Genomic DNA, 26,010 nt, shown 5'->3' with positions numbered 1-26,010 from the left:
ACAAGCCTAAAAGATGCAAAGATAACTTTTGGAGGCTGTTTTCAACAAATACTATTGAATTCATTTTAAAAATGAAGGTCTTGCAAACCACAGTTTGCAAGACCTTCTATGTTTTATGATGATTTATGCTTGAAGGGCCTCAGTAATTTGTTTTTCCCATTTGGCAAGTAAAGGCAACTCAGTAGTCACCGAACTGCTTTCATCCGCATTGTAAAACTCTATGTTTTGAGCTTTACTCTGTGCGTTTGAAGGTGTTAAAGTCAGGTGTAAACGCTCAATTATCGTAACAGGGCCATCATTTGTTTTCACCGTTCTACCCACTTTATTGACCGCGCATTTTTTGAATGGCTTCAAGTCGATCAGCAGTATTTCAGGTGTTTCACCTTTCTTTTTGAAATGAATGAGCTGCTTGGTTTGAGCATCTAAACCCAAACAATACACATAATTCCATACCTCACTGTGGGTGAGTTTTAAGCCTTTCTCTTGCGTTAACTGGAGAAATTCAGCGAATAATTTCTTTTCCTTTTTCTTCTGCATTCCTTGTAAATAAACAATAGGGAGTACAAATACTGCCATGGCAGCTATACCAAATAGTGTTGATGATAATTCCATTTTCTTTTAGATTAAATAATATTGGAGGCCACAGAACCCCATAATGAATTCTGAAACCAAAAAATACATGGCCAACGGATCGTTCGCCTAAGAGATAAATGGAATGCTTACGAGAAGGTATGGAAAGGGAAAATGATGTCTTTCACCGTAAGGCTCAGATTGATTTGACTGGTTCTTACCAGTTCCTTCCGCCAAAGGGCTTGCTTTGTGTTATCAGAATCTGAGTTTTTAACGACTGCCCAATGAGGGAGGTAGTTTGTCTCTGACTCCTGAAAACTAGTTGATGTTTCAGTAACCAACTCATTAAAGGCTGGTAAATGAAATAAACTAGAATAAGAAGGAGTGAAGGCATCCTCAACGTTGTCTGCTTGAGTGTACTCAACTTGGTGTTTAACCAAAGTCCTGTGCAACAAACTATCTACACTAATCCCATACACCAATAAGGTGAGTGATATTAAGATGGACTTGAACAGGTGCTTCATTGATGCAATATTAGAGTATCACTCGCTATTTTCAATTCTTGGAGATGAATATTTTTTTGAACCAAGCATTGAGACAAATACACAGATCCGATTCAGGAACTTTTCATCTGTTTATATATTTGTAACCATAAACGTAGAAATGAGGTTGAAGTCAATTATTAACCGCATTTTTAAGCTCTGAATTTTTCTTTTCCCTATTATTAGACCATGAATGTATACAACCTGATTATAGCGCTGTCTTGTGTGATCATTTTTTCACACTTGTTCAATATACTTTCTAAGCGTACAAATATCCCAAGTGTCATCCTTTTGATCATCTTGGGTATTGGGATAAAGTTTGGACTTGACGCCTATGGGATCAATCAAGACAAGCTGATTTTTAGTACCCTAGAACTGCTAGGGATTGTAGGGCTTATAATGATTGTTTTGGAAGCAGCTTTAGACCTGGAGTTGAGTAAGGAGAAATGGCCCATCATATGGAAATCCTTTACTGTGGCCTTAATTTCATTGGGCGGCTGTGCTTTTCTAATTGCGCTAATCATCAATCAATTTTACCATGAGGACCCTTTGATCTCATTGGTGTACGCCATACCATTGTCTATTGTAAGTAGTGCCATTGTAATTCCGAGCGTAACCAGCTTAATGAAAGACAAAAAGGAGTTCATGATTTATGAGAGTACGTTTTCTGATATTCTTGGCATTATGTTTTTCTATTTTCTAACAGGAAATGCAGAAACTGAGCAAGCAGGGGAAGTAGTCTACGGAATTATAGGTAACATCATTATCACGATCGTCATCTCATTCGTTTTTAGTTATGGTTTGGTATTGTTGTTTCAGAGGATCGAAGGTGAAGTAAAGCTCTTTTTACTGATTGCCATGTTGATTTTGATTTATGCCATAGGCAAGCAAATGCACCTTTCTTCTTTGGTAATTATCCTGACCTTTGGTTTGGTAATTAATAACAGCAAGCTATTTTTTGTTGGGAAGCTGCAAAAGTGGATCAAACATGATGTAATAGATAAGATTCTGGATGAGCTCCACCTGGTCACTAGAGAAACGGCATTTGTAGTGCGAACATTCTTCTTTGTGGTATTTGGAACTACGATTAACCTATCTGCATTGGTCAATCTAGAAGTGTTGGGTATTAGCTTAATGATTGTCGCTTCATTCTTCTTGATTCGCTTCATTGTTTTAAAGGCCTTTTTCTGGAAGAAGTCTATTCTTCCGGAATTGATGATTACCCCAAGAGGTTTAATTACGGTGTTATTGTTCTTCTCAATTCCTGTCGAACTTCAATCGGAATTGTTTAATGGAGATATCATTTTGATTACCATTTTATCAACGAGTATCATTATGACTTGGGGCTTGATTAGCTTCAGTAAAAACACAGATACTTTGCCGGAAGGCATTAAAGGAGCACGTAAGATCTCATATTTTATCGAGCGTATGGAGCCGGATTTGAGAACTGCCGAGCCTATCAGAACTCAAGCTAATGCATCCATAGTCCCAAAGAAAGTAGAGCCAAAGGTTGAGCCTAAAGATGAAATTAAGCCCGAAACAAAAGATCCTTCATTAGACAATAGTGAAGAGTTTGAAGGAGAATAAATAAGTGATATGGGTTCCTAATAGGGATCTACATCGGTGATAAACTCTACTTGTGTGAGGTCCTTTTTTCGAAGGGCTTCTAAGTAGGCTACCTTAATCTTTTCCTTAACCGAATTGATATTGTATTTGCGTTCAATTTTGAGATAAATCTCCATCAGGTACTTATCCCTTATTTTATTGACAATGGGCTCGTGTGGTCCTAAAACGCGGTATGTACCTAGGTCTTCCTTCAGAATATTTCCTAAAAATTCAGCAGCATATTTAGAGAGTTTTTTATCCTTACTTCTTACCAAAATCTTGATCATTCTAGAAAAAGGCGGGTAGTTAAACTTTTCTCTTTCCTGCATTTCTAGGTCGAAAAAAGTGTTGTAATTCTGTTGCGAAATCAGCTTTAGAATGGGCTGTTCCGGGTCGCCTGTTTGAATAATCACTTTACCAGCAATATCCTTTCTTCCTGCACGTCCACTTACCTGGGTAGTCAATTGGTAAGTGCGTTCCATGGACCTGAAATCGGGGAAATGGATCATTCGATCGATGTCGAAAACACTCACTAAACTTACGCGATCAAAATCGAGGCCCTTGCTCACCATTTGCGTACCTACCAGAATGTCTATTTTGCCATCCTCAAAATCTTTAATGATGTTTTGATAGGCATATTTAGCCCTTGTGGTTTCTAAATCCATACGCTGGATTTTGGCATCTGGAAAAATCAGTTTAAGGTCTTCCTCAATCTTTTCGGTTCCAAAACCTACCGTTCTAATGCGTTGGCTACCACAAGCAGGGCAGGTGACAGGAACAGGCTCTTTATGTCCGCAGTAATGACAGTTGAGCTGGTTTTTGTACTGGTGATAGGTGAGACTTACTGCACATCGTGGACACTCTGGGGTATAGCCGCAGTCATCGCAAGTAATGAAATTTGAATAGCCTCTGCGGTTCTGAAAGACAATGGCTTGCTCTTTCTTCTCCAGTATTCCGCCCAAAGCTTCAATTAGTACGGAAGAGAAATTCCCAGTGGCAGTTTTACGTTTCTTTTCGGTTCTAATGTCAGCGAAAACCATCTGAGGTAATTGCGCGTCACCATATCGACTATTGATGGTCACCAATCCATATTTGCCTATTTTGGCATTGTAGAAGGATTCAACGGAAGGAGTGGCCGAACCTAGAATGGTTTTACCTCCGTGCTTATGGGCGAGGAAAAGTGCGACATCACGGGCATGATAGCGAGGGGCTGGATCATATTGCTTGTAAGAGTTTTCATGCTCTTCGTCCACAATGATCAAACCTAAATCAGCAAAGGGTAAGAAAATAGCACTTCTTACACCAACGATGAAATCGAAACGGCCATCCAATAAACCCATCCAAACTTCCACACGCTCATTGTCAGAGAATTTAGAATGATACACGCCCATTCGATCACCAAAAACCACTTTTAGCCGGTTAACAATTTGTGCGGTAAGGGCGATTTCTGGAAGCAGATAAAGCACCTGCAAGCCATTGTCCAAGGCCTCCTGTATGAGTGAAATGTAGATTTCCGTTTTTCCACTGCCCGTAATTCCATGGAGCAAGGCAGTTGATTTCTCTTCAAAAATATCGAGAATTTCCTGCTTGGCTTTTTCTTGAATCTCGGAAAGGGGAGAAGCTTCAAAAACCTCGGTATTCTCTTCAAAACGAGAAATAATTTCTTCGAACTCCTCAAATATTTTGTTCTTAATGAGGGTGTTTAGTGAGGAAACGGAGAGTCCCGTTTCGTTAATAGTGCTTTTAGGAATACCGGCTTCATTTCGTTCAGGCTTCTGATATACAGGCACCATTTGAAGGTACTTGAGCAGAATATCACTTTGCTTTGGTCTTTTCTCCAGTTCTGCAAAAAGTGATTGAAGTGTTTTTTCATCTGCTGCATAACTTGCTGCCAGACGTATTTTCTTGACTATTTTAGGTTTATACTTCTCCCTTACTTCCTCATAAATAATGATGACATCTTTCTGAATGAGGGATTTAATAAACTTCAGTGCGCTTTTTTGATCGATGGCCTCTGCAGCTTCTTTGTAGGTAAGCGAATCGTTGTTTTCAAGTGCTTTTAGAATCAACAGCTCTCGATCATCGAATGGATATTCACTATCGTTCCAATCGTTGTGTGGATGCAATTGAATTCGGGACTCACTGCTCAATTTAAGGCCAGAAGGCAAAGCGGCATTAATGACTTCACCAAAGGTGCACATGTAGTAGTTTGCCATCCATTTCATCACCTCCATTTGCATGCGGGTAATGACGGGCTCGGTATCCAATACTTCTAATATGGGTTTGGCAGCATAGATTTCTGGACGATTTCCATGTACCTTTTCTACAATTCCTGTAACGATTCGCTTTTTCCCGAACTGAACGATGACCCTCGTGCGTTCCTTTATATTTCCACGATATTCGGCTGGAATACTATAAGTGTAAAGCATGGGCACAGGGACTGGTAAAGCCACATCGGCATAAAGTACCTGCTCATCTGCATCGTCAATATTGAGTTGTTCTATCGTCAAATCGTTTAGGAAATACCTTGGTTTTGAACCTTTGGCAAGGTTAGAAATAATCCTCGTCTGCCAAAACTATTTTATATCCTGAATTAGATTTATTGCTTCACTTGCTGAATTTACCGGCAATTGGCAGGCTTTATTGAAGCAAACGTAAAAGGTGGTTTGATCATTTAGTCTGCCTCGGTTGGTCAATAGTTCTAGTTTACTCTTGCCTTCGTTTTCTGCACCAACCAATACCTTATTCGGCATAAATTGATCAAAGAAACTAAAGGCCTGTGTTTGAATATCATCACCCACTATAACGATTTCAGCCGTGGGCGTTACCATTTGAGTAGCCAAACAGGCCCAGTTGGTTAAATATTGAGGTTCTACCATCACCATTTTCTTCACCCTACCGAGCATTTCGATTGCCATGTCGGTATAGGTTTGATTACTGGTAATCGTACCCAAAGTATATAGATTTTGGGCCATCAATGAATTTGACCCTGGAATGACGTTGTCGAAAATCTCCTTCTTTCGGGCAATCAGTTTTTCAGATTCATCATTAGTGAAGAAGAAAAAGCGCTCTTCTTCATCATAGAAATGCTCAATCGTATATTCTGTCAATTGGACAGCTTGGTTGAGCCATTTCTCATCAAAGGTGACCTGATAGAGTGCATTGAAAGCCTGAGTTACTGCTGCGTAATCTTCCAAATAGGCATCAATACTGGCTTTTCCTGCTTTGTAATTTCGAAATAGGCCTTTCCCATTTTTCATTTTGGAGCAAATGAACTCTGCATTTTTAATGGCCATTTGAAGAAACTCTGGTACTTGAAAGCTTGCATAGGCATCTACCAAACCTTTGAGCATTAGCCCATTCCAGCCAGAAAGTATTTTGTCATCTAAACCTGGGCGAACCTTGTTTTCTCTTTGCTTGAGCAATTTGAGGTTAGCTGCTTTCACCAAATCTTGTAGCTCTTCTAATGAAAGGTAATGAGTCTTTGCGAACTCCGAGTCGGTTAGGCTTCTGTGTGGAATGTTCTTTTGAGGCTCCCAATTTCCCTTTTCAGTGAGGTTATAGTAGGCAAACATCAGTTCGGCATCGGGGCCAAGTACCTCGCGAAATTCAGAAGCTGTCCAACAATAGAATTTCCCTTCTTCACCTTCACTGTCGGCATCTAAAGCCGAGTAAAAACCACCTTCTTCGGTAGTCATTTCCCTTTGTAGCCATTCAATGGTTTGAAAAACGATTTCTTTATAAAGCGGATCTTTTGTAGCCTGAAAGCCTTCTGAATAGAGGCTTACAAGCTGTCCATTGTCGTAAAGCATTTTTTCAAAATGGGGTGCAAACCAATCCGCATCGGTAGAGTAGCGGGTAAAACCGCCACCAATTTGATCGTAGAGGCCACCAAAAGCCATTTTATTGAGCGTAAGCTTAACATGAGCTAAAGCGGCTTCGTTTTTATTCGCTTCAAATTCACGAAGCAAAAAGGAATAAATAACGGGCATTGGGAATTTAGGAGCTTTGTTCATGCCGCCCTTTTCCTTGTCAAAATTCTGATTGAGGATATTGAACATCTGGCTCAAATCCGCTTTACTGAAATCAGCACCGATAGAGTTCAAACCATACTTTTGAATGTCACTCACGCTGAGCGAATTCATAAAACCTTCAGCTGATTTTTCTAATTCGGTACGTTGCTTTTTAAATACTTTTGCGATTTGAAGCAGCAAATTTGCCCAACCTTGGGCGGGGAAATATGTCCCTCCATAAAATGGGCGTTGGTCGGGTAGGAGGATGGCGTTCAGTGGCCAACCACCTTGCAAACCCATGGCATGCACGGCATCCATATATACTTGATCTACATCGGGGCGCTCTTCTCTGTCCACTTTAATACAAACGAAATGCGCGTTCATGATTTCCGCAATCTTCTCGTTTTCAAAGCTTTCTCTTTCCATCACATGGCACCAATGGCAAGCCGAATAGCCAATACTCACGATAATCGGCTTGTCTTCTTTCTTTGCTCTCTCCAAGGCTTCTTCCCCCCAAGGGAACCAGTCTACAGGATTATAGGCATGCTGCAAAAGGTAAGGGGAAGAAGAATTGATCAGTCGATTCGCTTGATGAGGCATAGTTATTCGGTTTTTGAGGTTGGAAGAACGAGCCTTGAGCCGTTCCGCTTACGAAGATCGCATAGAATTTAGAGCCTAAAAAGTTTTCAGGGCTTCTATTCAAAATGATTTTGGATTGGGCGAAATGAAAGTGCTTAGATTTCCCTCATCATTGGCCTGGTAAGGCAAGTCGGGCCACCACCGCCTTTATAGCTTATTTCATCGCCTTGATAGGTCGTTACCCTGCAACCCGCTTCCTTCAATTGCTCTTCTGTAGAAGAGTTGCCATCCACCATTAAGCAGTTTCTGGGCGAAATGGCCAATACATTACATCCCATAGAGTCAAACTCGTCTTCGGGTACTTCTATAAACTCAAAACCTCTTCTGATTAATTCATTTCTAAAGGAAATAGGCATTAAAGGAGAGTAAATCACCGCCAAATCTTTATCCACAGGGCTAAGGATAGACATAAGATGGAATACATCGGAGGGGCCTTTGTAATGTGGTAAATCTACGGTGAGCACCTCAATCCCCTTGGGTTCTAAAAGTGCTTTGAGTTGTCTGATTCCTTCTGGGTTGGTGCGGTAAGTATTTCCAACCGCCAAAGTTTTTTCATCTAACCAAGCCACATCACCGCCTTCCAAAGTGCCAGGCCCTTCAATTTGCCCAAAAATCTTTATGCCAACCGCCTCATAAGCTTCTCTATGCGACATGGGCTCATTGACTCTGCCGGCTTTACCCATATTGCAGAGAATCATTCCGTAGTCAGTGGCGATCGAAGCATCTCTACAGTATATGGAATCTATTTTCACGTAATCATTCGAACTGAAAGTCTTTAAGTTCGGCCCAAGAAAATAGAAATTTGCTTTGAAACTATCGTATTCCTGAAGTGCTTTTGGGTAGATCGGGCATTCTAGAAAGTTCAATTCTATCCACTGGCTGTCAATCATTTGCTGATCTACAAAACCATGTGTTACAGGCTTAATCCAAAGGGATTTAATTGTTCCGTATTCCGAATGAGAGGTATGCATTTTAGATTTTTCGTTTACTCCAAATATAGACTGGAATTCCCAATAAAAGACCAATAAAACCAACAGAAACCGCTTCGTGGCCCGAGCCAAACATCATCCATATGGAAAAGCCAAAGCCTACAAGTGTAAGAATGAAATTGGTGAGTTTTGGCTTGAAATCGTATTTCCTTTCAATGGAAAATAAGCCGAATGCCGATACGCTAAAGATATAAGATACCAGCGTGGCGACTGTGCTTAACAATATCATATAAGTATAAACATCTGCCAAGCCCTTGGTCTGATTGAGTAATAATAAAATGGTGACAATTCCGCTTGATACAATGATGCTAAAGTAAGGCGACTCATTTTTATTGATTTTGGCGAAGGGTTTGGGTAGAATACCATCATTGGCCATTGCCATAGGCATTTGACCAGAAATTAGAATCCAGCCATTCAAGGCTCCAAAAGTTGAAATACAAGCACCTGCAGCTACAATATACTCCGCATTCGCTCCCCACATTTTAGAGGCGGCATCTGAAAAAGGAGAAACGGTATTGGCCATTTCAGCTGGAGGTAACACGCTAAACAAAGCAAAAGAACTGGCCATATAAAGAATGGAAACTGCTATGGTTCCATACATGGTGGCTTTCGGAATTGTTTTTTCAGGTGACTTAATATTGCCTGCTGGAATGGTGGCCGCTTCAATGCCCAGAAATGCGAAGAGGCATATGGCCGTACTAATGGTGATGGCCTGAATAGATGAAACTTCGCTCACATTAAATGGGCTGAAGTTGCTCCAGTCAATAAAGAAAAAGCCTCCGACAGTAATCGCTAATAAGGGAACAATTTTCAGTAGCGTTGTTATCAATTGGGTTTTTCCGCCTCCCTTAACACTATAACTGTTTAGTGCTGTCAGTAGCCAAATAGTGATTAGGGCGGTAATTAAAGAGAGAAGTGAATTGTCTTTTAAGATTGGAATAAATACACTCAAATAGCTTACGAAGGAGATGGCAATGGCAGCGTTTGTCGCCCAAAGTGATAGCCAATAGCCCCAGCCTACAAAGAAACCAATGAAGTCTCCAAAACCCGCTCGGCTATAGGCATAAGGACCGCCAGTATCTGGAATTACCTTACTTAACTGACCCAAAATTTTAGCCAAAATAAAAGCACCCAAGGCCGCGAAGAGCCATCCGAAAAGGCTGATGCCTCCAAATTGTGCCAATGCAACGGGTAAAGAAAATATGCCCGAACCAATCATTCCACCCACAACGAGTGCGGTGGTCGTCCAAACGCCTAATTTTTTACTGGAGTTTTTGCTGTTGCTCATAGCTGAAAAAATCGAATTAGAATACCTATTTTAGCAAGTATTCCATTTGAAATATATTGATAAAAGCTGAACATGCCTAACTACTCCATTCATCCAGAAATTGAAAAAGCGCACACACTTCCCTCAAGTTTTTATCGTGATATTCAAGTGTTTGAAACGTTGAAGGAGAAGGTTTTTTTAAAATCTTGGCAATGGATTGGAGACGAGTCTTTGGTGAAGTTACCGAAGCAGGTTTATCCATTCACTCTATTAGAGGGCTACCTAACAGAGCCAGTGTTATTGACCAGAACCGAGGATGAAGAGATTCATTGCCTTACTAACGTGTGTACGCACCGAGGGAATATCGTATGTCATCACCCTGGTTCGGAACGAAAGTTAGTCTGTAAATACCATGGGCGAAGGTTTGGCTTAGATGGCGCTTTTGAACACATGCCCGAATTTAAAGAAGCCGAAAACTTTCCTTGCGCCTCTGACAGTCTGCATCAATTTCCTTTGAAGCAATTGGGGCCTTTGCTGTTTATGGGGCTCGATCCCAGTTTCAACTTTGAACCTGTTTTGGAGGGAATGCTAGAACGTATTGGCTTTATGCCCTTGCATGAGTTTAGGCATGATTCGCAGCGTTCACAAGATTACTTGGTGAATGCGCATTGGTCTTTGTATTGCGATAATTACTTGGAAGGTTTTCATATTCCATTCGTACATAGTGACTTGAATGCGGTGTTGGACTACGGTTCTTATGAATCAGTGCTTTATGAGCACATGAACCTTCAAGTTGGCTTTGCGAGTTCAGCCGAAGATACTTTTGATCTACCGGAAGGACATATAGATCACGGCAAGAATGTGGCGGCTTATTATTTCTGGGTCTTCCCTAATATGATGTTCAATTTCTATCCTTGGGGGCTTTCCATCAATGTGGTCAAGCCAATTTCCGTCAACCGAACTCGCGTGAGCTTTATTACCTATGTGTATGATGAAAGTAAAATAGACAGCGGTGCAGGTGCTTTATTGGATAAAGTAGAACGCGAAGATGAGTTTGTGGTAGAAGGTGTTCAGATGGGAATCAATTCTAGATTTTATAAATCTGGAAGATATTCACCTAAAATGGAAAAAGGAGTCCATCATTTCCACAGCCTATTGTGTAAGTTTTTGGAAGATTAAATTTCCTTTAGCAAAAGAACCCTCTTCTTTCAATTCTTCGTTCTAAACACTAAACACTAAACACTAAACCCTAACCTTCCTTTGCCATTAGTTCTTTCAGTTTTTTCTCAATCACCTCTCGGTTTTTGGCAGAAAGCATCCATTTAGGCAATCTGCTTTCCAAACTTCGGTTACTCCAGCCATGCTCATTCGACTGACGTTCTCTTACTTTGCTAGAAATGAAATTGAGTAAATAGGTGAGGTGTTCTAGGTTATAGCCAAAAAGTACTTCTCCTTTAATTTCGGTTTGATACCACAGCGGATATTTGAAGTAACAATCAATAGGGCTTCCCAAAAGAATTCCTCCCGAATTGAATATGCTGCTTCCCGTTTGAAAAACATTTTCTTTACCAATCCAATGCTTTGTCGAACCGCAACGAACACAAGTAAACCTGGTCTCAGCTCGATTTTCTGGGCTTGAAGTCACAACTGCTTTGGCTTTGCAACTGGGGCATTCCACATCAATTCGATTGATGAATTGCTCTATATAGGTGAACTCTGGTTTCATATTTAAGAGAACATTACTGATATGTGATTTCCGATCTGAAAGTGCTCAAAACTTACCGAATAACAAAAAAGAACCAGCTTCTAAATACTATGTACTAAATGCTAACATCTAAGCCCTTGTTAAAATATGTTATTCAGCACCCATAACAGGGTAGTTTAAAGCTTAACCCTTATCTTAGGGTCAAAATATTTTCTATTTCATACGTTGAAAGAGAAGTAAACTCAATGTTAGCTTTGAAAACGACTCTATATACCACTCTTCTAGTTCTTTTTTGTCATCAAGCAATGCTGATGGGGCAGACCCAAAGCCATGTGAAAATGGATAGCATCAGTTCTAGTTTTGATGAGCAGAACCCTGTACTTACGCCTGATGGTAAACGGATGTACTTTGTACGTTCAGGGCACGCTCGAAACCAAGGGGGAGTAATCGATCGTGGTGATATTTGGTATTCTGACAAAACAGAAAAGGGTTGGTCTCTGGCCAAACATGCTGGTAGTACTATTAACCATACTGGATTGAATGGTGTTGTGGGTTTTTCAGCCGATGGCGAACGAATTTACCTTTTGAATTACAAAGACTCTGAGGGGAATTTACATAAAGGAATTGCTATGGCCGAATGGGTGATGGATCATTGGTCTGTTCCTCAGCCTTTAGATATTCGTTATTTTGCAAATAATTCTGAGTACATCAGTGGTTCAATTTCGCCTGACGAAAAAGTGATGATTCTGTCGTATAAAAGCTACGATACTTTTGGGAATGAAGACCTTTATGTCACTTTTAAAGAAAGCAATGGCAGTTGGAGTCAGCCCGAGAACTTGGGGGCAGATATCAATACAGAGGGTGAAGAATGGTCGCCTTATTTGGCCCCAGATTTAAAGACCTTGTACTTCTCGTCAAATGGGTTTGAAGGGCAAGGTGGCCGCGATATTTTTGTGAGTAATCGTAAGGGCAGCTCTTGGACAGATTGGACGAAACCTGTTAACCTAGGTGCTGAAATGAATACAGCCGGAGTTGAGTTAGGCTATGCGATTCCAAAATTGGGAGAATTGGCTTATTTTTCTTCTACGCAAAATAGCGAGGGTTTTGGTGATATCTTTGGTTTCCCTTTGAACAAAACAGAAAAGGTATTACAAGAAATAGTATCGAATACTGAAACTCCAATAACGAAAGTAACTGAACCAAAGGCACAAGAAAAGCCAGTAGTGGTAATGACTATGCAGGTGCTGGATATCAGTAATGATCAGCCAATCAATGGTGTTGTGAAACTGAATTTTGGAGAAAAGGAAATTGAGATCAATACCGCAGAACTAGACTCTCCTGAAAAAAAATTTTTAGTAACTATTGAAGAAGGCCTTGAAGTGAATGTTGAGATTGACGCTGAAGGTTTTCTAAAGTATAAAGAAACCTTTGTGGCCTCGGCCACCCCACGGAGTGGTGGTAATGAGCCGAAAGGGGTGGAAGGCTTTAAGCTGACTTCGAGAGAAGTGGGTACGAAAATCAAGATTGAAAATGTGCTTTTCAATGAAGGAACTTCATCTTTTGCCAACGCAAAGGCAGCAGCTATCCAGTTGGAGGAACTGATTGTTTTGATGCTAAATAACCCGGATTTAGAAATCCGATTAGAAGGCCACACCGATAATCGAGGTAATCCTAAGTTGCTCAAAGAGCTTTCTTTGGATCGCGTAAATGCAGTAAAGGATTACTTAGTAGAAAAAGGAATCTCTGGAAAGCGCATAGAAACCGTGGGTTTTGGTGGCGAAAAGCCCGTAGGCCAAAACTTTAGCGTTGCTGGTCGAGAATCAAACCGCAGGGTAGAGTTTATAATTATTAAATAAAGAACCAAGCGGTTATATCCACAATCGTTTAGAATTGTCACCTTACCTGAAAGTTTCTGAGACCATTTTCAGAAGCAGAGTGGACATTAAATAATGGTTAGTTCCTTGTTGATGAAGAACACCAACAAGGAAAGAGTGCTTTATTATGCCTCAAATTCTTTCAAGGTTTTCTCAAGGTTTTTGATGTGTACGCCATACAGTTGATTTGACCACGAAAGAGTAATGAAATATAAAAGTAAGGCAACAATTAAATAGCCAAGCACATACAGAAGCAGTGTTGTTGTAGGCAGGTTCAACAGAATTAAATTTGAGAATAATTCCTCATCCATTTTCACCCTCCCAAAATATAAAGCTATTAGTGACAGTGGAAGCAAAAGACTTCCTGAAACTATTGCTGTTTTATATACTTCTAAAGTTAATTTAAGGTCATAAATGAAAGCGACTACAGTTTCTTTTCCATTGTTGCTTATTCCATTAGATCTGTTTAAAAACCAACTCATTTTCGCTAAATAGCCTAAAGTAATCAGACTAGTTATGAACATTGAGATATAGTAAATGGCTTTCGGTGATTGATGCATTTCTATAAAGCTAGGAGCGGCAAAAAAGATTAAGATGAACACTAGTTGGGTGAAAATTTCATTCCTCATGCTTTGCCTTACTTTTTGGATAGGCATTTTACTCGCTTCTATTTGCTTTATCTTTGTTGGAATTTGACCGCCATCCATATTTTCAGCGTTCATTTTCCGTTTTATATTTTCAAAATCCATATCCTTGATTTTTTATTATTTCTTGTAATTTATTCTTTGTCCTGTTCATTTTTACTCTAACATTAACTTCTGAGAGGCCCAGATTTTCAGCTATTTCTTTTCCAGAAAATCCCTCTATGAACTGAAGTATTAATGCTTTTTCAATTTTATTTAATTTCTTAACAGCCTTGTAAAAATGATCTAACTGCTGGTCTTTTTCATCGCAATAGTCTTGATAAGCAACAGGTTCTTTTTTTAGATCGACATAACTGTCAGGCTTTCTTTTTTCCTTCTTAAAGAACACTATAGCTGTGTTCAATGCCACTTTATACATCCAAGAAGAAAACTCACTTTCACCTTTAAATGAGCCTATAGATTTCCATAATTGGAAAATGATCTCTTGAAACAGGTCTTGTTGGTCTTCGAGTGTATCAAAGTACATTCTAGACACTTTATAAAGAATACCTTTATGTTTATTTATGGCTGTTAGAAAGTCCTGTTCAGATAACTGCATCAATATTGGTCTAATTAAATACAGGCGTAATCGTATATCCCTTTTGTCGTAAAAGATGGATTATGCCATATTCGCTTGTTAAGTGAGCGACACCAACTGCAAATAAGTTGCTTCTCTCGTTCATCATTTGGGGCATTTTTTCAACCCAGTTTTTGTTTCGTTTTATTTGCATATATGCGGTTGCATTTTCATTCATATAAATCTCTTTCGAAATTAAATCTACAGTAGTAGTTATGTCCTCGCTAATGTAGCTTGATATGGCAGCGTTGAAATCTCTTTTATACGATTCAAATAACATTATTTGCTTGAAGTTATAATCGGTAGGGTATGCCTTTTTAAAAGACTCCATTTGTTCTGAAACTTTTTCTAAACTATACAATGGTATTTGTTTTTCTATGGCCATTTGAGTGAGTTCTGTTTCGAGGGATTTTATTTCTGTGCAGGGTAACATTTTACTTATCATTATAGCATTTAGGGTAGATAGTCCATAGGTATCAAAATTGATCAATGGCACATCCATCACTTTTTGTACAAGTTCATCTAATTCGTTGAATTGTTTTTCAGATAGTTCTTCAGAAATCTTCTGTGGATTAGCCATAGAGGTTTGTAATATTTGCATTTCCTTAGGGTCAGATAAGTTAACCTCCAAGACTAATGCATCAACACCCTGCAGCGTTTGGGTTACTTTTTCAGAGATGCTAAAATCATTCTCACACATTAAATGTAAAGTGCCCAAGATATAAGATGGTTCATTAAGCGATGAATGTTCTACTTTCCACAATACAGAGTTCTCTAATTTTACTTTTCCCTGAGCTTGAGAGAGGTTAAAAACTAGCGTAAATATTAATGCAGCGGTAATCGTTTTTAGATATTTCATTTTTTTGATTTTTAGAATTTTGCTGGGTAAGTATTGGAATCAAAAAAATGTTACAAAAAGAAAAATAATTTTTTGCTTAGACCATCAGAGCCTGGTTGAGAAGGGCACCGACACGGCAGAGGAATCTGGTGCCAAATTCAAAATAGGGAGTTATTCATGTGTGAGTCAACTTCTGGCAACGAAGCACAGAAATTCTTAGGAGAAAAAGCTCAGTAATAACTTATGGCCATTGTTATGCCGTTCTACTCCTCATCATCTTTTGTTTTCTCCGTAGAATTTGATTTCACATGCAAGTCCATTTGAGGGAATGGGATCGTGATATTGCTGGAAACGAATTTTCGACTGATGCTTCTGCGGATATCACTTTTCACTTTACTGATTCGGAAAATATTTTGACTGTAAAACAAGAGTTGAAAGTCTAATGATGAATTACCGAAATCCACCAATCGTGCTTCAGTAGAATCAATTGTAGAGACATCTGGATGTTCATGTGCGCTTTCTTCCAGTATTTTTATCACCATGTCTATGTCACTCCCATAAGCAACGCCTACATTAATTCTAAAGCGGGCCTTGGTGGTTTGATGACTCCAGTTGATCACTTTATTGGTGGTAATCAATGAGTTTGGAATGATAATAGAAACATCATCGGTATTTGAGGCCTTGGAAGTTCGGAGCCCAATGCTCTGAATTTTTACGATGTCGCCATCTATTTCTAAGACGTCTTCAATTTTAATGGACTTTTCTGAAAGCAATATGATCCCAGATAAAATATCGTTGAACGTCTGCTGTAAGCCTAAACCTACCCCCACAAGTAAGGCCGCAGAGCCTGCAATTAATACGGTTAATTTGACGCCAAGCGCTTCTAAAATCAAACCAATGGCAATCACCCAGATTAGGTATTTAATGATTTTGAACAATGCATAGCTGGCGCCTATATCAAGTTTACTATTCTCACGACTGAAAATTGTTTTCTTGATTAAGAGCAATATCAACTTGGTGACTAAAAAAATTACAAAAATGATCACGAGGGAGAGCACTCTTAAATGGAATTCTCCTATGTGAAACAACTCGAATTCTAAAAACTTCTTTAATGCTTCCATATTGATTCTATCAATGCTAAGTAACGACCGAAGGTGATTGACGCGATCCATTACTTAGGACGTGGAGAAGATAAAAAGACTTTTGGAATTATGCTGTGATTGTGATAATAAATACTGCTCAACCGGCTTTTGCTCAGTAAGCGTTTGATTTGCGATTCAACCTAATCTAGGACGGGATGTAGCTTAGGTGGCTTGTTGGTGAAGAACACCAACAAGGGCGGAAAACTATGATAACGGCCTAAGGTTCTCCGATATCTTCATTCCATAAAGTGGGATTCGTTTCAATAAAGTCTTGCATCATTTTAATGCATTGCGCATTGTTTTCTATGACCACTTCAACTCCGTTTTCCTCTAATAATTTTTCCGAACCCATGAAGGTTTGATTTTCTCCAATGACAACTTTTGGGATCCCATAAAGTAATATAGCTCCTGTACACATTGGGCAGGGCGACAGTGTAGTATATAAAACAGATGCTCTATAAACAGATGCGGGTTGTCTACCTGCGTTTTCTAGGGCATCCATTTCTCCATGTAGTACAACACTTTTTTGTTGAACTCGCTTGTTATGGCCTTTTCCAATAATTTGACCATTGTGAACTAATACTGAGCCTATCGGTATGCCGCCTTCTTCAAGCCCTATTTTGGCTTGATTAATTGCTTCGTTGAGGTATTTGTCCATAGTGTTGGTGGTTAGAGGTTTGCCAAATTGTTGCCAACGGGTTTGTATTTGGTTAGCTGCGTGGATAAGTACCTAATTTAGTAAATAAGTCACAGATAGAATATTCCGCAGGAATGTTCATAAGTTGACAGTGACCAAGCAATTAATCATACACTGGCAATAGTTTTTAATATTCACCAATAGAAAAATTTTGTTCATAGTTTTTCAACAGCTTCACAATCTTTAATATATATAAGGATATCATATTTTAATGCCAGGTCGTTCATTTTTTCTGTTAGGCTATTTCCTTTTACCCTTAAAGGTTCAGTGTCAATTATGAAATATTTGCCTAACTGATTTTTCATTAACTCTCTAACTTCTTCAGGAATATCTTTACTATTGTCAAAAGGCACTATGGAAACAGGTGTAAATGGGTTCCCAATATTTTGTGTCCCGTTAATTCCTGTAGCGTAAATATGTAGGGATGTTTTTCCATTTACTATTGCTAATTCAGAGATCATATTTGATATATCAAATACATTGTTATTGTTTAACCCTTTTTTTACATGGTTAGCACCTAATTTAAATAATACTTTAGGGTGAGTTTTAGATTCTTTTGAGTTATTATAGTAATTCAAAAAATTACGTTTCATCAATTCTGCACGTTTATTATTGTTTAAATAATATTCTTTTTGAAAATTTAAATTATAAATTTCTCGTGTCATTTTTAAATCATTCAGTAGATTTTTATCACTTTCAGAATTCGTTAATGAGACTAATTGATTATGTAAATCATCTGAATACTTAAAAATAAATGGTGCCATTAAGTTTTTTTCATCAATAGCTTTTTGAAACCCTATTTTAGCTTCCTCAAGCAGTAGTTTAATTGCTTTTTTTAACGCCTCACTCTCACTATTTTTTATAATATATTCAAAATTTAATCTAAATTGAACCATAAAGGTTTGATCAACACCCCAAATTTTACCACCATTATCAATTATGTTACTAAATAGTTTAATGTCGTCTTTATTGTTATAAAATGGTATTGAAAACGGGTATTTTTGATATAATTGTTTAAGCTCCTCACTAGGGCTTGTAGATTTAGAGAAAATATTCTCTATGGTTTTAGCAGCAATAAAATCTGTCTCAATACAAAGGGTGTTGTATCCAAATGGTTTACTAATATTAAAAATAACATTGGAGATATCACCAACCTCCTTTATTCCGTGTTGTTCCCCTAACATGATAAATTGACTGTTTTCTATTTTTTTATTTAAAAAATCAGTGAGTTCAGTGGAAGCTAAATCATTAACAACAAATGAATTTTCCTTTAATAAATCTATAGTTTGGGCTTTTACTGTAATTAGTGTAAAAAGAAAACTAATTAAAATTGACAGGGTTTTTGTTGTGTGTTTTTTCATAATAGCAAAACAAACAGTTTATGATCAAATACAATGTGACAGCCATACGTCAATTTTGCGCCAATTCTATTTTACGGCTTATATTAATCGAAGTGCTATAGAAAATTTTTGATATTTTTCTTTATTAATAAATAATGCAGAACGTGCAATCCAAAATAAATTTGATAGGATAGATAATGCTATAACAAGGAAAATTATCGAAACATAATCAATAAATATATGTTCGATAAACGGAGCAAAAATTATTAACAATAGAGACGCTATAGACCAAAGAATCTGAAAATTGATTATTTGTTTACCTGCTTCGTCAATAACTGGATTTAACTTTCTGTATTTTCTCCAAAGGAGTATAGGTAAAATTAAGTGTACAATGGGTAGAAATATAAAAAGTAAGGTAGACAGATTTATCAATCTTATATTGATGATTGTCTGATTAACTTTAGAATTAATTTGTGAAGGTTCAATATTAAAAAACGTTGAAAGAGCAGTTAAAGTGTGACCGGTTACTTCAACTTGGTTAGATTCGACTCTCTGTATGGTGCGTAACGATAATCCTGTTTTGGCGGCTAATTCACTTTGTGTATAGTTTTCTTTTACTCTTAGATATTTAATTCTGTTTTCCATTAAATTATTACCAACGTTATTTATGAGTCACAAATGTGACGTATAGCGATGATATATTAAGTGCTATACGTCACTCTTGAATCCTTACTTAAAAGCAGGAATCCCTGTAATCTCAGCACCAAGAATTAACAAGTGAATATCATGTGTTCCTTCGTAGGTAAGTACTGATTCCAGGTTGGCCATATGGCGCATCATTGAGTATTCGCCTGTAATGCCCATTCCACCATGCATTTGTCTTGCTTCGCGGGCAATGTTTAAAGCAACCTCTACGGCATTACGCTTGGCCATAGAAATTTGAGGCGTAGTGGCTTTTCCTTCGTTAAAAAGCTGGCCTAAACGGAAGTTCAATAACTGCGCTTTGGTAATCTCTGTCAGCATTTCTGCCAATTTCTTTTGCTGCAATTGGAAGGCACCAATGGGCTTATCAAACTGGATACGCTCTGCGCAATACTTTCTAGCCGACTCGTAACAATCCATTGCGGCACCAATAGCGCCCCAAGCAATGCCATAACGGGCTGAATCCAGACACATCATTGGCGCACCCAAACCACTTTTGTTCGGTAATAAATTTTCCTTCGGCACTTTCACATTGTCAAACACCAATTCACCAGTAGCACTGGCGCGCAAAGACCATTTGCCATGTGTAGTAGGGGTAGAGAAACCTTCCATACCACGCTCTACAATCAGTCCGTGAATTCTTCCTTCTTCGCTTTTTGCCCAAACCACAGCCACGTCCGCATGAGGAGCATTTGAGATCCACATTTTAGCACCATTCAAAAGGTAATGGTCGCCCATGTCTTTAAAATTGGTGGTCATGCCCGAAGGGTTAGAACCGTGATCTGGTTCTGTTAAACCGAAGCAACCCAACCATTCGCCAGAAGCCAGTTTAGGTAAGTATTTGTGGCGTTGTTCTTCGTTTCCAAATTTGTAAATAGGGTACATCACCAAAGAACCTTGTACCGAAGCCGTAGAACGCATGCCCGAGTCACCACGCTCAATTTCTTGCATAATCAAACCGTAGGAAATGTAGTCCATACCACCGCAACCATATTCAGTAGGTAACTGAGGCCCAAAAGCTCCGATGTCACCAAATTTCTTCACCATTTCTAGCGGGAAGTGCGCGTTTTGCGCCCAGCTTTCTATATAAGGAGAGATTTCTTGCTTTACGAAATCACGCACCGCGCCACGCACCATGATGTGCTCTTCGGTAAGCATGGAATCCATTCCGTAGAAATCAGGGTGTTCAAAAGTATCTTGTTTTGATGATTTCTGAATATTAGCGTGGTTATCGGTATTCATATGTTCTTTGGTTTCTAAATATTATCTTTCAAATTTGCACGTATTTCAGTACAATACAAACGTATGAACAACAAGGAAATCGACCAAGGGATATTAGATAGAATTAAGAAGCTCGAGGCTAAATACGAAGCAATGGGGCAAGACATGGCTTCTTACCTTGATGGATTGTTGCACGCTGATTACCTTAAATATTGGGAGTACATCAACCTAGAGTCACTTTTAGCGCTTCAGCATCCCAAAACACATTTCCCTGACGAAATGATTTTCATTGTATATCATCAGTCTACAGAACTGTATTTTAAACTTATTCTGTGGGAAATGAAACAAATGCAATCGGCTGAACATCCAAATCTTGAGTTTTTTACAGCCCGCGTAAAGCGTATCAATAACTACTTCGAACACCTTTGTCATTCGTTTTCCATCATGATCCAAGGTATGGAAAAAGAGCAGTTCTTACAGTTCAGAATGTCGCTTTTGCCAGCTTCTGGCTTTCAATCGGCTCAGTACCGTATGATCGAAATCGGTTCTACCGACATGATTAACCTGGTGAACCATGAAAAGCGTGATGATTTCGATCCTTACGCTTCAATCGAAGAACTTTACGATGCTATTTATTGGATGACAGGAGCGACCGAACTGAAAACGGGCAAAAAGACTTTGACCCTAGATCAATTCGATGCCAAATATTCTAAGGAATTTATTCACTTGGCCAATGAGGTGAAGTCTACTAATTTGAACCAACTTTATATTCGTTTCTATAAAGAATTAGAAGGTACGGAAGAGCTGATTACTGAACTAAAACGTTATGACTTGCTCGCCAATGTAGATTGGCCGTTGGTGCATTATAAATCAGCCGTACGTTATTTACAGCGCAGCCCAGAAGACATTAAGGCGACTGGCGGTACCAATTGGCAGAAATATTTACCACCAAGATTCCAGAAAGTGATGTTCTTTCCTGAATTATGGACAGAAGAAGAACAGAATGAGTGGGGCAAGCATTGGGTTGATCAGAATGTCCTCAACTAATTCAGCTTTATAACAAAAGACTTTATTGACCTCCAGATTCGTCTGGAGGTTTTTTGTTATATAGGTTAACCTATGTTATTACACTGTAGTTTAATTGTATGCACACCGCTTTTCATCCTGAGTGGCAGCGAAGGAACTAAAGCACAATCTTAGATCGATATAGTCTCTGTCTATATCTTCATAAAAACTATAAATAAAAATTATCGAAAGGGTTTTCTTAAATTGTATTCGTTAACATCAAAACCTATCGAATATGGAAAACAACGAACACGCAAAGGTACAAGACATGAACAGTGGTGGTAAATGCCCTTTTCACGGAGGCGCTATCAAACAAAGCGCTGGTGGTGGAACCTCAAACCGCGATTGGTGGCCTAATCAACTAAACCTTAATATCCTTCGTCAACATTCTTCCCTATCTAACCCTTTGGGTGAAGATTTTAATTATGCGGAAGAATTTAAGAAACTCGATTTAGCTGCGATCAAAAAGGATCTCTACGATCTAATGACCGACTCTCAAGATTGGTGGCCTGCCGATTATGGTCATTATGGTCCTTTTTTTATTAGAATGGCTTGGCATAGTGCTGGTACTTACAGAATTCAAGACGGTCGTGGTGGAGCAGGTTCAGGCTCTCAGCGTTTCGCTCCCTTAAACAGCTGGCCAGACAATGGTAATTTGGACAAAGCCCGTTTGCTGCTTTGGCCCATCAAACAAAAATATGGTAATAAAATCTCTTGGGCCGACTTAATGGTGCTTGCGGGTAATTGCTCACTTGAATCAATGGGCTTAGAAACCTTTGGTTTTGCCGGTGGCCGTGAGGACGTTTGGGAACCAGAACAAGATATTTATTGGGGAGCTGAAACAGAATGGCTAGGCGACAAAAGATATGAGGGAGATCGTGAATTGGAGAACCCGCTTGGTGCAGTGCAAATGGGGCTTATTTATGTGAACCCAGAGGGCCCGAATGGTAATCCTGATCCGTTGAAATCAGCCATTGATATTCGCGAAACTTTTGGTCGAATGGCAATGAACGATGAAGAAACTGTAGCCTTAATTGCTGGCGGACATACGTTTGGTAAAGCGCATGGTGCCGCTGACCCAAGTAAATATGTAGGCAGAGAACCAGCTGCTGCGGGTATTGAAGAAATGAGTTTGGGCTGGAAGAATACTTACGGTACTGGCCATGGCGATGATACCATCACCAGTGGAATAGAAGGGGCTTGGACACCAAACCCAACCCGTTGGGATAATGAATACTTTGATGTGTTGCTCAATTACGATTGGGAGTTAACGAAAAGTCCAGCAGGAGCACACCAATGGACACCAACAGCAGCATCTCATGCACGTAAAGCACCTGCAGCTGGAAATGCTTCCAACACGCAAGCATTAATGATGACCACAGCCGATATGGCATTGAAGATGGATCCTATTTATGCGCCAATTTCAAAGCACTTTCATGAGAATCAAGCAGAATTTGCAGATGTTTTTGCTCGTGCATGGTATAAACTAACGCACCGTGATATGGGACCAATATCTCGCTATTTGGGTGCTGAAGTACCTAAAGAAGAGCTGATTTGGCAAGATCCGATTCCTGCTGTTACGCATGAATTGATCAATGATAAAGATGTTTCGAACTTAAAGAACGAAATTCTGAATTCTGGACTTTCTGTTTCGGAATTGGTGTCTACGGCTTGGGCCTCTGCTTCCACTTTCCGTGGTTCAGATATGCGTGGAGGGGCGAATGGTGGACGAATTCGTCTTGCTCCACAAAAGAATTGGGAAGTGAATAACCCAAGTCAATTGGCCAAAGTATTGAAAACGCTTGAAGGAATTCAAAAGGCTTTTGCCAAACCAGTTTCTATGGCCGATTTAATTGTACTTGGAGGATGCGCTGGTATTGAAAAGGCAGCGAAGGATGCTGGTCATCATATTACAGTGCCATTCACACCAGGTAGGGCAGATGCTTCACTCGAACAAACCGATGTAGAATCATTCGGTGCACTTGAGCCAGCAGCAGATGGTTTCCGCAATTACTTCAAACCAAGACATAAGGTGACGGCTGAAGAAATGTTGGTGGATAAAGCGCAATTGTTAACGCTCTCAGGTCCTGAAATGACGGCTTTGGTAGGTGGTATGCGTGTATTGAATACCAATTACGATCAGTCTAATCATGGAGTATTCACTGACCGCCCTGAAACATTGACAAATGATTTCTTTGTGAACTTGCTGGATTTGAGTACCACTTGGAGTGCTACTTCGGATGCACAAAATGTATTTGAAGGTCGAAACCGTAAAACGGGTCAAGTGAAATGGACAGGCACCCGTGCCGACCTTATTTTTGGTTCTAATTCAGAACTAAGGGCTTTGGCCGAAGTGTATGGTTCTTCAGATTCAGAAGGAAAGTTTGTGAAGGACTTTGTCGCTGCTTGGAACAAAGTAATGAACCTAGATCGCTTCGATTTAGCATGAGGTAAGAGGTAATACCCTTAATAAATATTGAAAGGTGGTTTTGCAAAAGACCACCTTTTTTGGTTTTTGGAGGAAGTTAGGGGATGGATTTATTCTAAGGAGAAAGGACAGAGTCCTTGATTATAAATCGTCACAGGTTCGGAGAACCTGCGACAGTGATTAAAATGAAAGCTCCGAAGCTTCGGAGTGTCTGTTTAAAGCAGTTATGAACGGACACTCCGAATGAACCGCTTACGCTACCCTCAGTATCTTCTCCATCTTACGACCTTTGGCTAACTCATCCACCAGCTTGTCTAAATACCTTACTTGTTGCGTCAATCGGTTTTCGATGTCTTCGATTCGATAGCCACAGATTACACCAGTGATCAGGGGAGCGTTGGGGTTTAATGAAGCATTCTGAAAGAACTCTTCGAAATTTGCTTTTTTGTCAATGAGTGCTTGTTGTTGCTTTTCGTCATAACCGGTGAGCCACTCAATTACTTCATGCAATTCTTCTTTCGTTCTACCTTTCTTCTCGACTTTCGTGACATAATGCGGGTACACCGAGGAGAATGTCATTTTCAAAATACGATCATCGTGGTGGCTTGTGTCGGTCATGTGTTGCGCTTTAGGGTTTGTAACTCAAGTTAATCAAACTCTCTGATTTGCTGTCAATTGATTTATCATTCCTTGAAAGATGAACCCATGAAACGGAAGCACAGAAAACCAATATAAACGCCCAAACAAGCCTAAAGGCCTAAAAGTAGCAGTTTGGGTTAGTTTGTCTCCTTTGATTCTAAATTCAAGCCAAGCATCACCGGGAAGTTTCATTTCAGCGTAAAGCAGTAATCGGCCTTCCTCTTTATCCGCATATAAAACTCTCCAGAAATCTAATGCATCTCCAGCGTTTAAAGAGTCTTCAGAAGTACGCCCTCTTCTTAAGCCTACACCACCAGCGAACTTATCTAGATAACCTCTGAATTTCCAGAGCCAGTTTCCGTAATACCAGCCGTTTTCTCCTCCAATGCTCCATATTTTGTCAATACATTCCTCTCGGTTAACAATGGATTTAACTTTAATATCTCTGAAGCATCCAAAAGTGGGGACCTCGATAAAATCTGATATTTTAAACTTGAAATCACTACTGATAAAGGCATCTTTCCAGCTAGATACGACTTCGTTTCTTTCAATTTTGCTAAACGCTCTTTTCAAAGCCTCTTGGTAATTCAAGGGCTGAATATCTAGTATTTTATTGATTTCATCATTTCTGCAAATCACCTCTATTTTCATGCTGTTGACTAGCGCGGTGGCAAGCTTATAGGAGGTAGATGTCACGAAATACAGCCAGTAGGAGGAGAGTTTTGGGGTCATCACTGGGATGGTGAAAACATAACGTTTAAGGTTCCGCATTCGGCCAAACTCAATAAGCATTTCTTTGTACGATAAAATATCTGGGCCACCTATATCAAAATCCCTATTGTAGGTTTTAGGATTGAGGAGCGATTGAGAGAGTATTTTTATTACATCTGAAATTCCTATCGGCTGACATTTAGTGTTTAGCCATTTGGGAGTAACCATAATGGGGAGTTTTTCTACCAAATCCCTCATGATTTCAAACGAAGCACTGCCTGAGCCAACAATGATTCCGGCTCGTAGCGTGGTTAAGTTGTACTTGCCTTTACCTAGCTCTGTTTCAACATTTTTTCTTGAAGCCAGGTGTTTTGATAAAGCAGATTCATTCACGATCCCACTTAAGTAGACTACATGCGCTACTTGGGTTTTATTCATTGCTTCTCTAAAATTAACAGCAGATTCCTTTTCTAGCGATTCATAATCAGAGGATGCTGACATGGAATGCACTAAGTAAAATGCGCCATCAATGTCTTTTGGGATTGTTTCTAAGGAGGCTTTGTCCAATAAGTCAACTTGAATGATTTCAATCTTTGACTTTAGAGATTCCGGAGGAGCGAATCTTTTTACATCTCGAACACAACAAATAACATGATGTCCAGCATCAACCAATATGGGTAGAAGTCGTTTTCCGATGTATCCAGATGAGCCAGTCAGTAATATTCTCATGTACTTAATTAAACACAGCGGTTTGATTTAACTT

The 26,010-nt window shown here is 39.3% G+C and carries 22 protein-coding genes; 5 read left to right on the top strand and 17 right to left on the bottom strand.

Annotation, left to right across the window (positions count from 1 at the left end; genetic code table 11):
• Positions 1-123 precede the first annotated feature (123 nt).
• Positions 124-612, bottom strand: coding sequence for a hypothetical protein (locus AWN68_RS16390; RefSeq protein ID WP_068418080.1), 489 nt, complete (start codon positions 610-612; stop codon positions 124-126).
• A 107-nt stretch (positions 613-719) separates the two neighbouring features.
• Entirely contained in the window at positions 720-1,094 is a 375-nt protein-coding gene (locus tag AWN68_RS16385) for a hypothetical protein (RefSeq protein WP_068418077.1), read from the bottom strand.
• 207 nt (positions 1,095-1,301) lie between these two features.
• On the opposite strand from AWN68_RS16385, the gene AWN68_RS16380 reads away from it, so the two are divergent.
• Positions 1,302-2,699, top strand: coding sequence for a cation:proton antiporter domain-containing protein (locus tag AWN68_RS16380; RefSeq protein ID WP_084362898.1), 1,398 nt, complete (start codon positions 1,302-1,304; stop codon positions 2,697-2,699).
• 17 nt (positions 2,700-2,716) lie between these two features.
• On the opposite strand, the gene priA is transcribed toward AWN68_RS16380, so the two are convergent.
• From priA to AWN68_RS16360, 4 genes are all read right to left on the bottom strand, one after another.
• A complete protein-coding gene (gene priA, locus AWN68_RS16375) occupies positions 2,717-5,227 on the bottom strand; it encodes a replication restart helicase PriA (RefSeq protein ID WP_068418072.1) in 2,511 nt (836 codons plus the stop codon).
• A 66-nt stretch (positions 5,228-5,293) separates the two neighbouring features.
• The gene (locus AWN68_RS16370; RefSeq protein ID WP_068418069.1) at positions 5,294-7,330 is read right to left on the bottom strand and encodes a thioredoxin domain-containing protein; all 2,037 of its coding nucleotides are present in this window, start codon (positions 7,328-7,330) and stop codon (positions 5,294-5,296) included.
• Positions 7,331-7,464: 134 nt separating this feature from the next.
• Positions 7,465-8,340, bottom strand: coding sequence for a dimethylarginine dimethylaminohydrolase family protein (locus AWN68_RS16365; protein WP_068418066.1), 876 nt, complete (start codon positions 8,338-8,340; stop codon positions 7,465-7,467).
• A gap of 1 nt (position 8,341) precedes the next feature.
• Positions 8,342-9,646 (bottom strand): APC family permease, encoded by a 1,305-nt coding sequence (locus AWN68_RS16360; RefSeq protein WP_068418062.1) that lies wholly within the window; start codon positions 9,644-9,646, stop codon positions 8,342-8,344.
• A 72-nt stretch (positions 9,647-9,718) separates the two neighbouring features.
• On the opposite strand from AWN68_RS16360, the gene AWN68_RS16355 reads away from it, so the two are divergent.
• On the top strand, positions 9,719-10,804 hold the full coding sequence (locus tag AWN68_RS16355; RefSeq protein ID WP_068418059.1) for an aromatic ring-hydroxylating oxygenase subunit alpha: 1,086 nt from the start codon (positions 9,719-9,721) through the stop codon (positions 10,802-10,804).
• A 70-nt stretch (positions 10,805-10,874) separates the two neighbouring features.
• Here AWN68_RS16355 and AWN68_RS16350 read toward each other — a convergent pair whose 3' ends face one another.
• A complete protein-coding gene (locus AWN68_RS16350) occupies positions 10,875-11,351 on the bottom strand; it encodes a hypothetical protein (RefSeq protein WP_068418057.1) in 477 nt (158 codons plus the stop codon).
• 290 nt (positions 11,352-11,641) lie between these two features.
• Here AWN68_RS16350 and AWN68_RS16345 point away from each other — a divergent pair, with 290 nt between their 5' ends.
• The gene (locus tag AWN68_RS16345) at positions 11,642-13,186 is read left to right on the top strand and encodes an OmpA family protein (RefSeq protein ID WP_068418054.1); all 1,545 of its coding nucleotides are present in this window, start codon (positions 11,642-11,644) and stop codon (positions 13,184-13,186) included.
• A 143-nt stretch (positions 13,187-13,329) separates the two neighbouring features.
• Here AWN68_RS16345 and AWN68_RS16340 read toward each other — a convergent pair whose 3' ends face one another.
• The 8 genes from AWN68_RS16340 to AWN68_RS16300 all read right to left on the bottom strand — a co-directional run bounded on the left by AWN68_RS16340 (position 13,330) and on the right by AWN68_RS16300 (position 20,425).
• On the bottom strand, positions 13,330-13,953 hold the full coding sequence (locus AWN68_RS16340) for a hypothetical protein (RefSeq protein WP_157716291.1): 624 nt from the start codon (positions 13,951-13,953) through the stop codon (positions 13,330-13,332).
• Positions 13,943-14,446, bottom strand: coding sequence for an RNA polymerase sigma factor (locus AWN68_RS16335; RefSeq protein ID WP_068418048.1), 504 nt, complete (start codon positions 14,444-14,446; stop codon positions 13,943-13,945). The genes AWN68_RS16340 and AWN68_RS16335 overlap by 11 nt, the downstream gene beginning before the upstream one ends.
• Positions 14,447-14,456: 10 nt before the next feature.
• Positions 14,457-15,323, bottom strand: a complete 867-nt coding sequence (locus AWN68_RS16330) for a TraB/GumN family protein (protein ID WP_068418047.1) — start codon at positions 15,321-15,323, stop codon at positions 14,457-14,459.
• Between the two features lie 242 nt (positions 15,324-15,565).
• Positions 15,566-16,474 carry a mechanosensitive ion channel family protein gene (locus AWN68_RS16320; RefSeq protein WP_221405736.1) on the bottom strand — a complete coding sequence of 303 codons (909 nt, stop codon included), beginning with the start codon at positions 16,472-16,474 and terminating at the stop codon, positions 15,566-15,568.
• A gap of 187 nt (positions 16,475-16,661) precedes the next feature.
• Complete coding sequence (locus tag AWN68_RS16315; RefSeq protein ID WP_068418038.1) at positions 16,662-17,102, bottom strand: nucleoside deaminase; 441 nt, start codon at positions 17,100-17,102, stop codon at positions 16,662-16,664.
• A 194-nt stretch (positions 17,103-17,296) separates the two neighbouring features.
• On the bottom strand, positions 17,297-18,502 hold the full coding sequence (locus AWN68_RS16310; protein WP_068418036.1) for a hypothetical protein: 1,206 nt from the start codon (positions 18,500-18,502) through the stop codon (positions 17,297-17,299).
• Positions 18,503-18,580: 78 nt separating this feature from the next.
• Positions 18,581-19,126 carry a helix-turn-helix domain-containing protein gene (locus AWN68_RS16305; protein WP_068418033.1) on the bottom strand — a complete coding sequence of 182 codons (546 nt, stop codon included), beginning with the start codon at positions 19,124-19,126 and terminating at the stop codon, positions 18,581-18,583.
• A gap of 84 nt (positions 19,127-19,210) precedes the next feature.
• Positions 19,211-20,425 carry an acyl-CoA dehydrogenase family protein gene (locus AWN68_RS16300; protein WP_068418031.1) on the bottom strand — a complete coding sequence of 405 codons (1,215 nt, stop codon included), beginning with the start codon at positions 20,423-20,425 and terminating at the stop codon, positions 19,211-19,213.
• A gap of 63 nt (positions 20,426-20,488) precedes the next feature.
• Here AWN68_RS16300 and AWN68_RS16295 point away from each other — a divergent pair, with 63 nt between their 5' ends.
• Both AWN68_RS16295 and katG read left to right on the top strand, forming a co-directional pair.
• Positions 20,489-21,451 carry a tryptophan 2,3-dioxygenase family protein gene (locus tag AWN68_RS16295; RefSeq protein WP_068418030.1) on the top strand — a complete coding sequence of 321 codons (963 nt, stop codon included), beginning with the start codon at positions 20,489-20,491 and terminating at the stop codon, positions 21,449-21,451.
• A 253-nt stretch (positions 21,452-21,704) separates the two neighbouring features.
• On the top strand, positions 21,705-23,918 hold the full coding sequence (gene katG, locus AWN68_RS16290; RefSeq protein ID WP_068418028.1) for a catalase/peroxidase HPI: 2,214 nt from the start codon (positions 21,705-21,707) through the stop codon (positions 23,916-23,918).
• A 231-nt stretch (positions 23,919-24,149) separates the two neighbouring features.
• On the opposite strand, the gene AWN68_RS16285 is transcribed toward katG, so the two are convergent.
• Positions 24,150-24,515, bottom strand: coding sequence for a DUF2200 domain-containing protein (locus AWN68_RS16285; RefSeq protein WP_068418027.1), 366 nt, complete (start codon positions 24,513-24,515; stop codon positions 24,150-24,152).
• A gap of 33 nt (positions 24,516-24,548) precedes the next feature.
• Positions 24,549-25,976 carry an SDR family oxidoreductase gene (locus AWN68_RS16280; RefSeq protein WP_068418024.1) on the bottom strand — a complete coding sequence of 476 codons (1,428 nt, stop codon included), beginning with the start codon at positions 25,974-25,976 and terminating at the stop codon, positions 24,549-24,551.
• Positions 25,977-26,010: the final 34 nt, after the last annotated feature.

Origin of the sequence: Roseivirga echinicomitans (assembly GCF_001592935.1) — a bacterium.
GTDB lineage: Bacteria > Bacteroidota > Bacteroidia > Cytophagales > Cyclobacteriaceae > Roseivirga > Roseivirga echinicomitans.
This window is presented reverse-complemented; position numbering and strand designations above follow the sequence as displayed.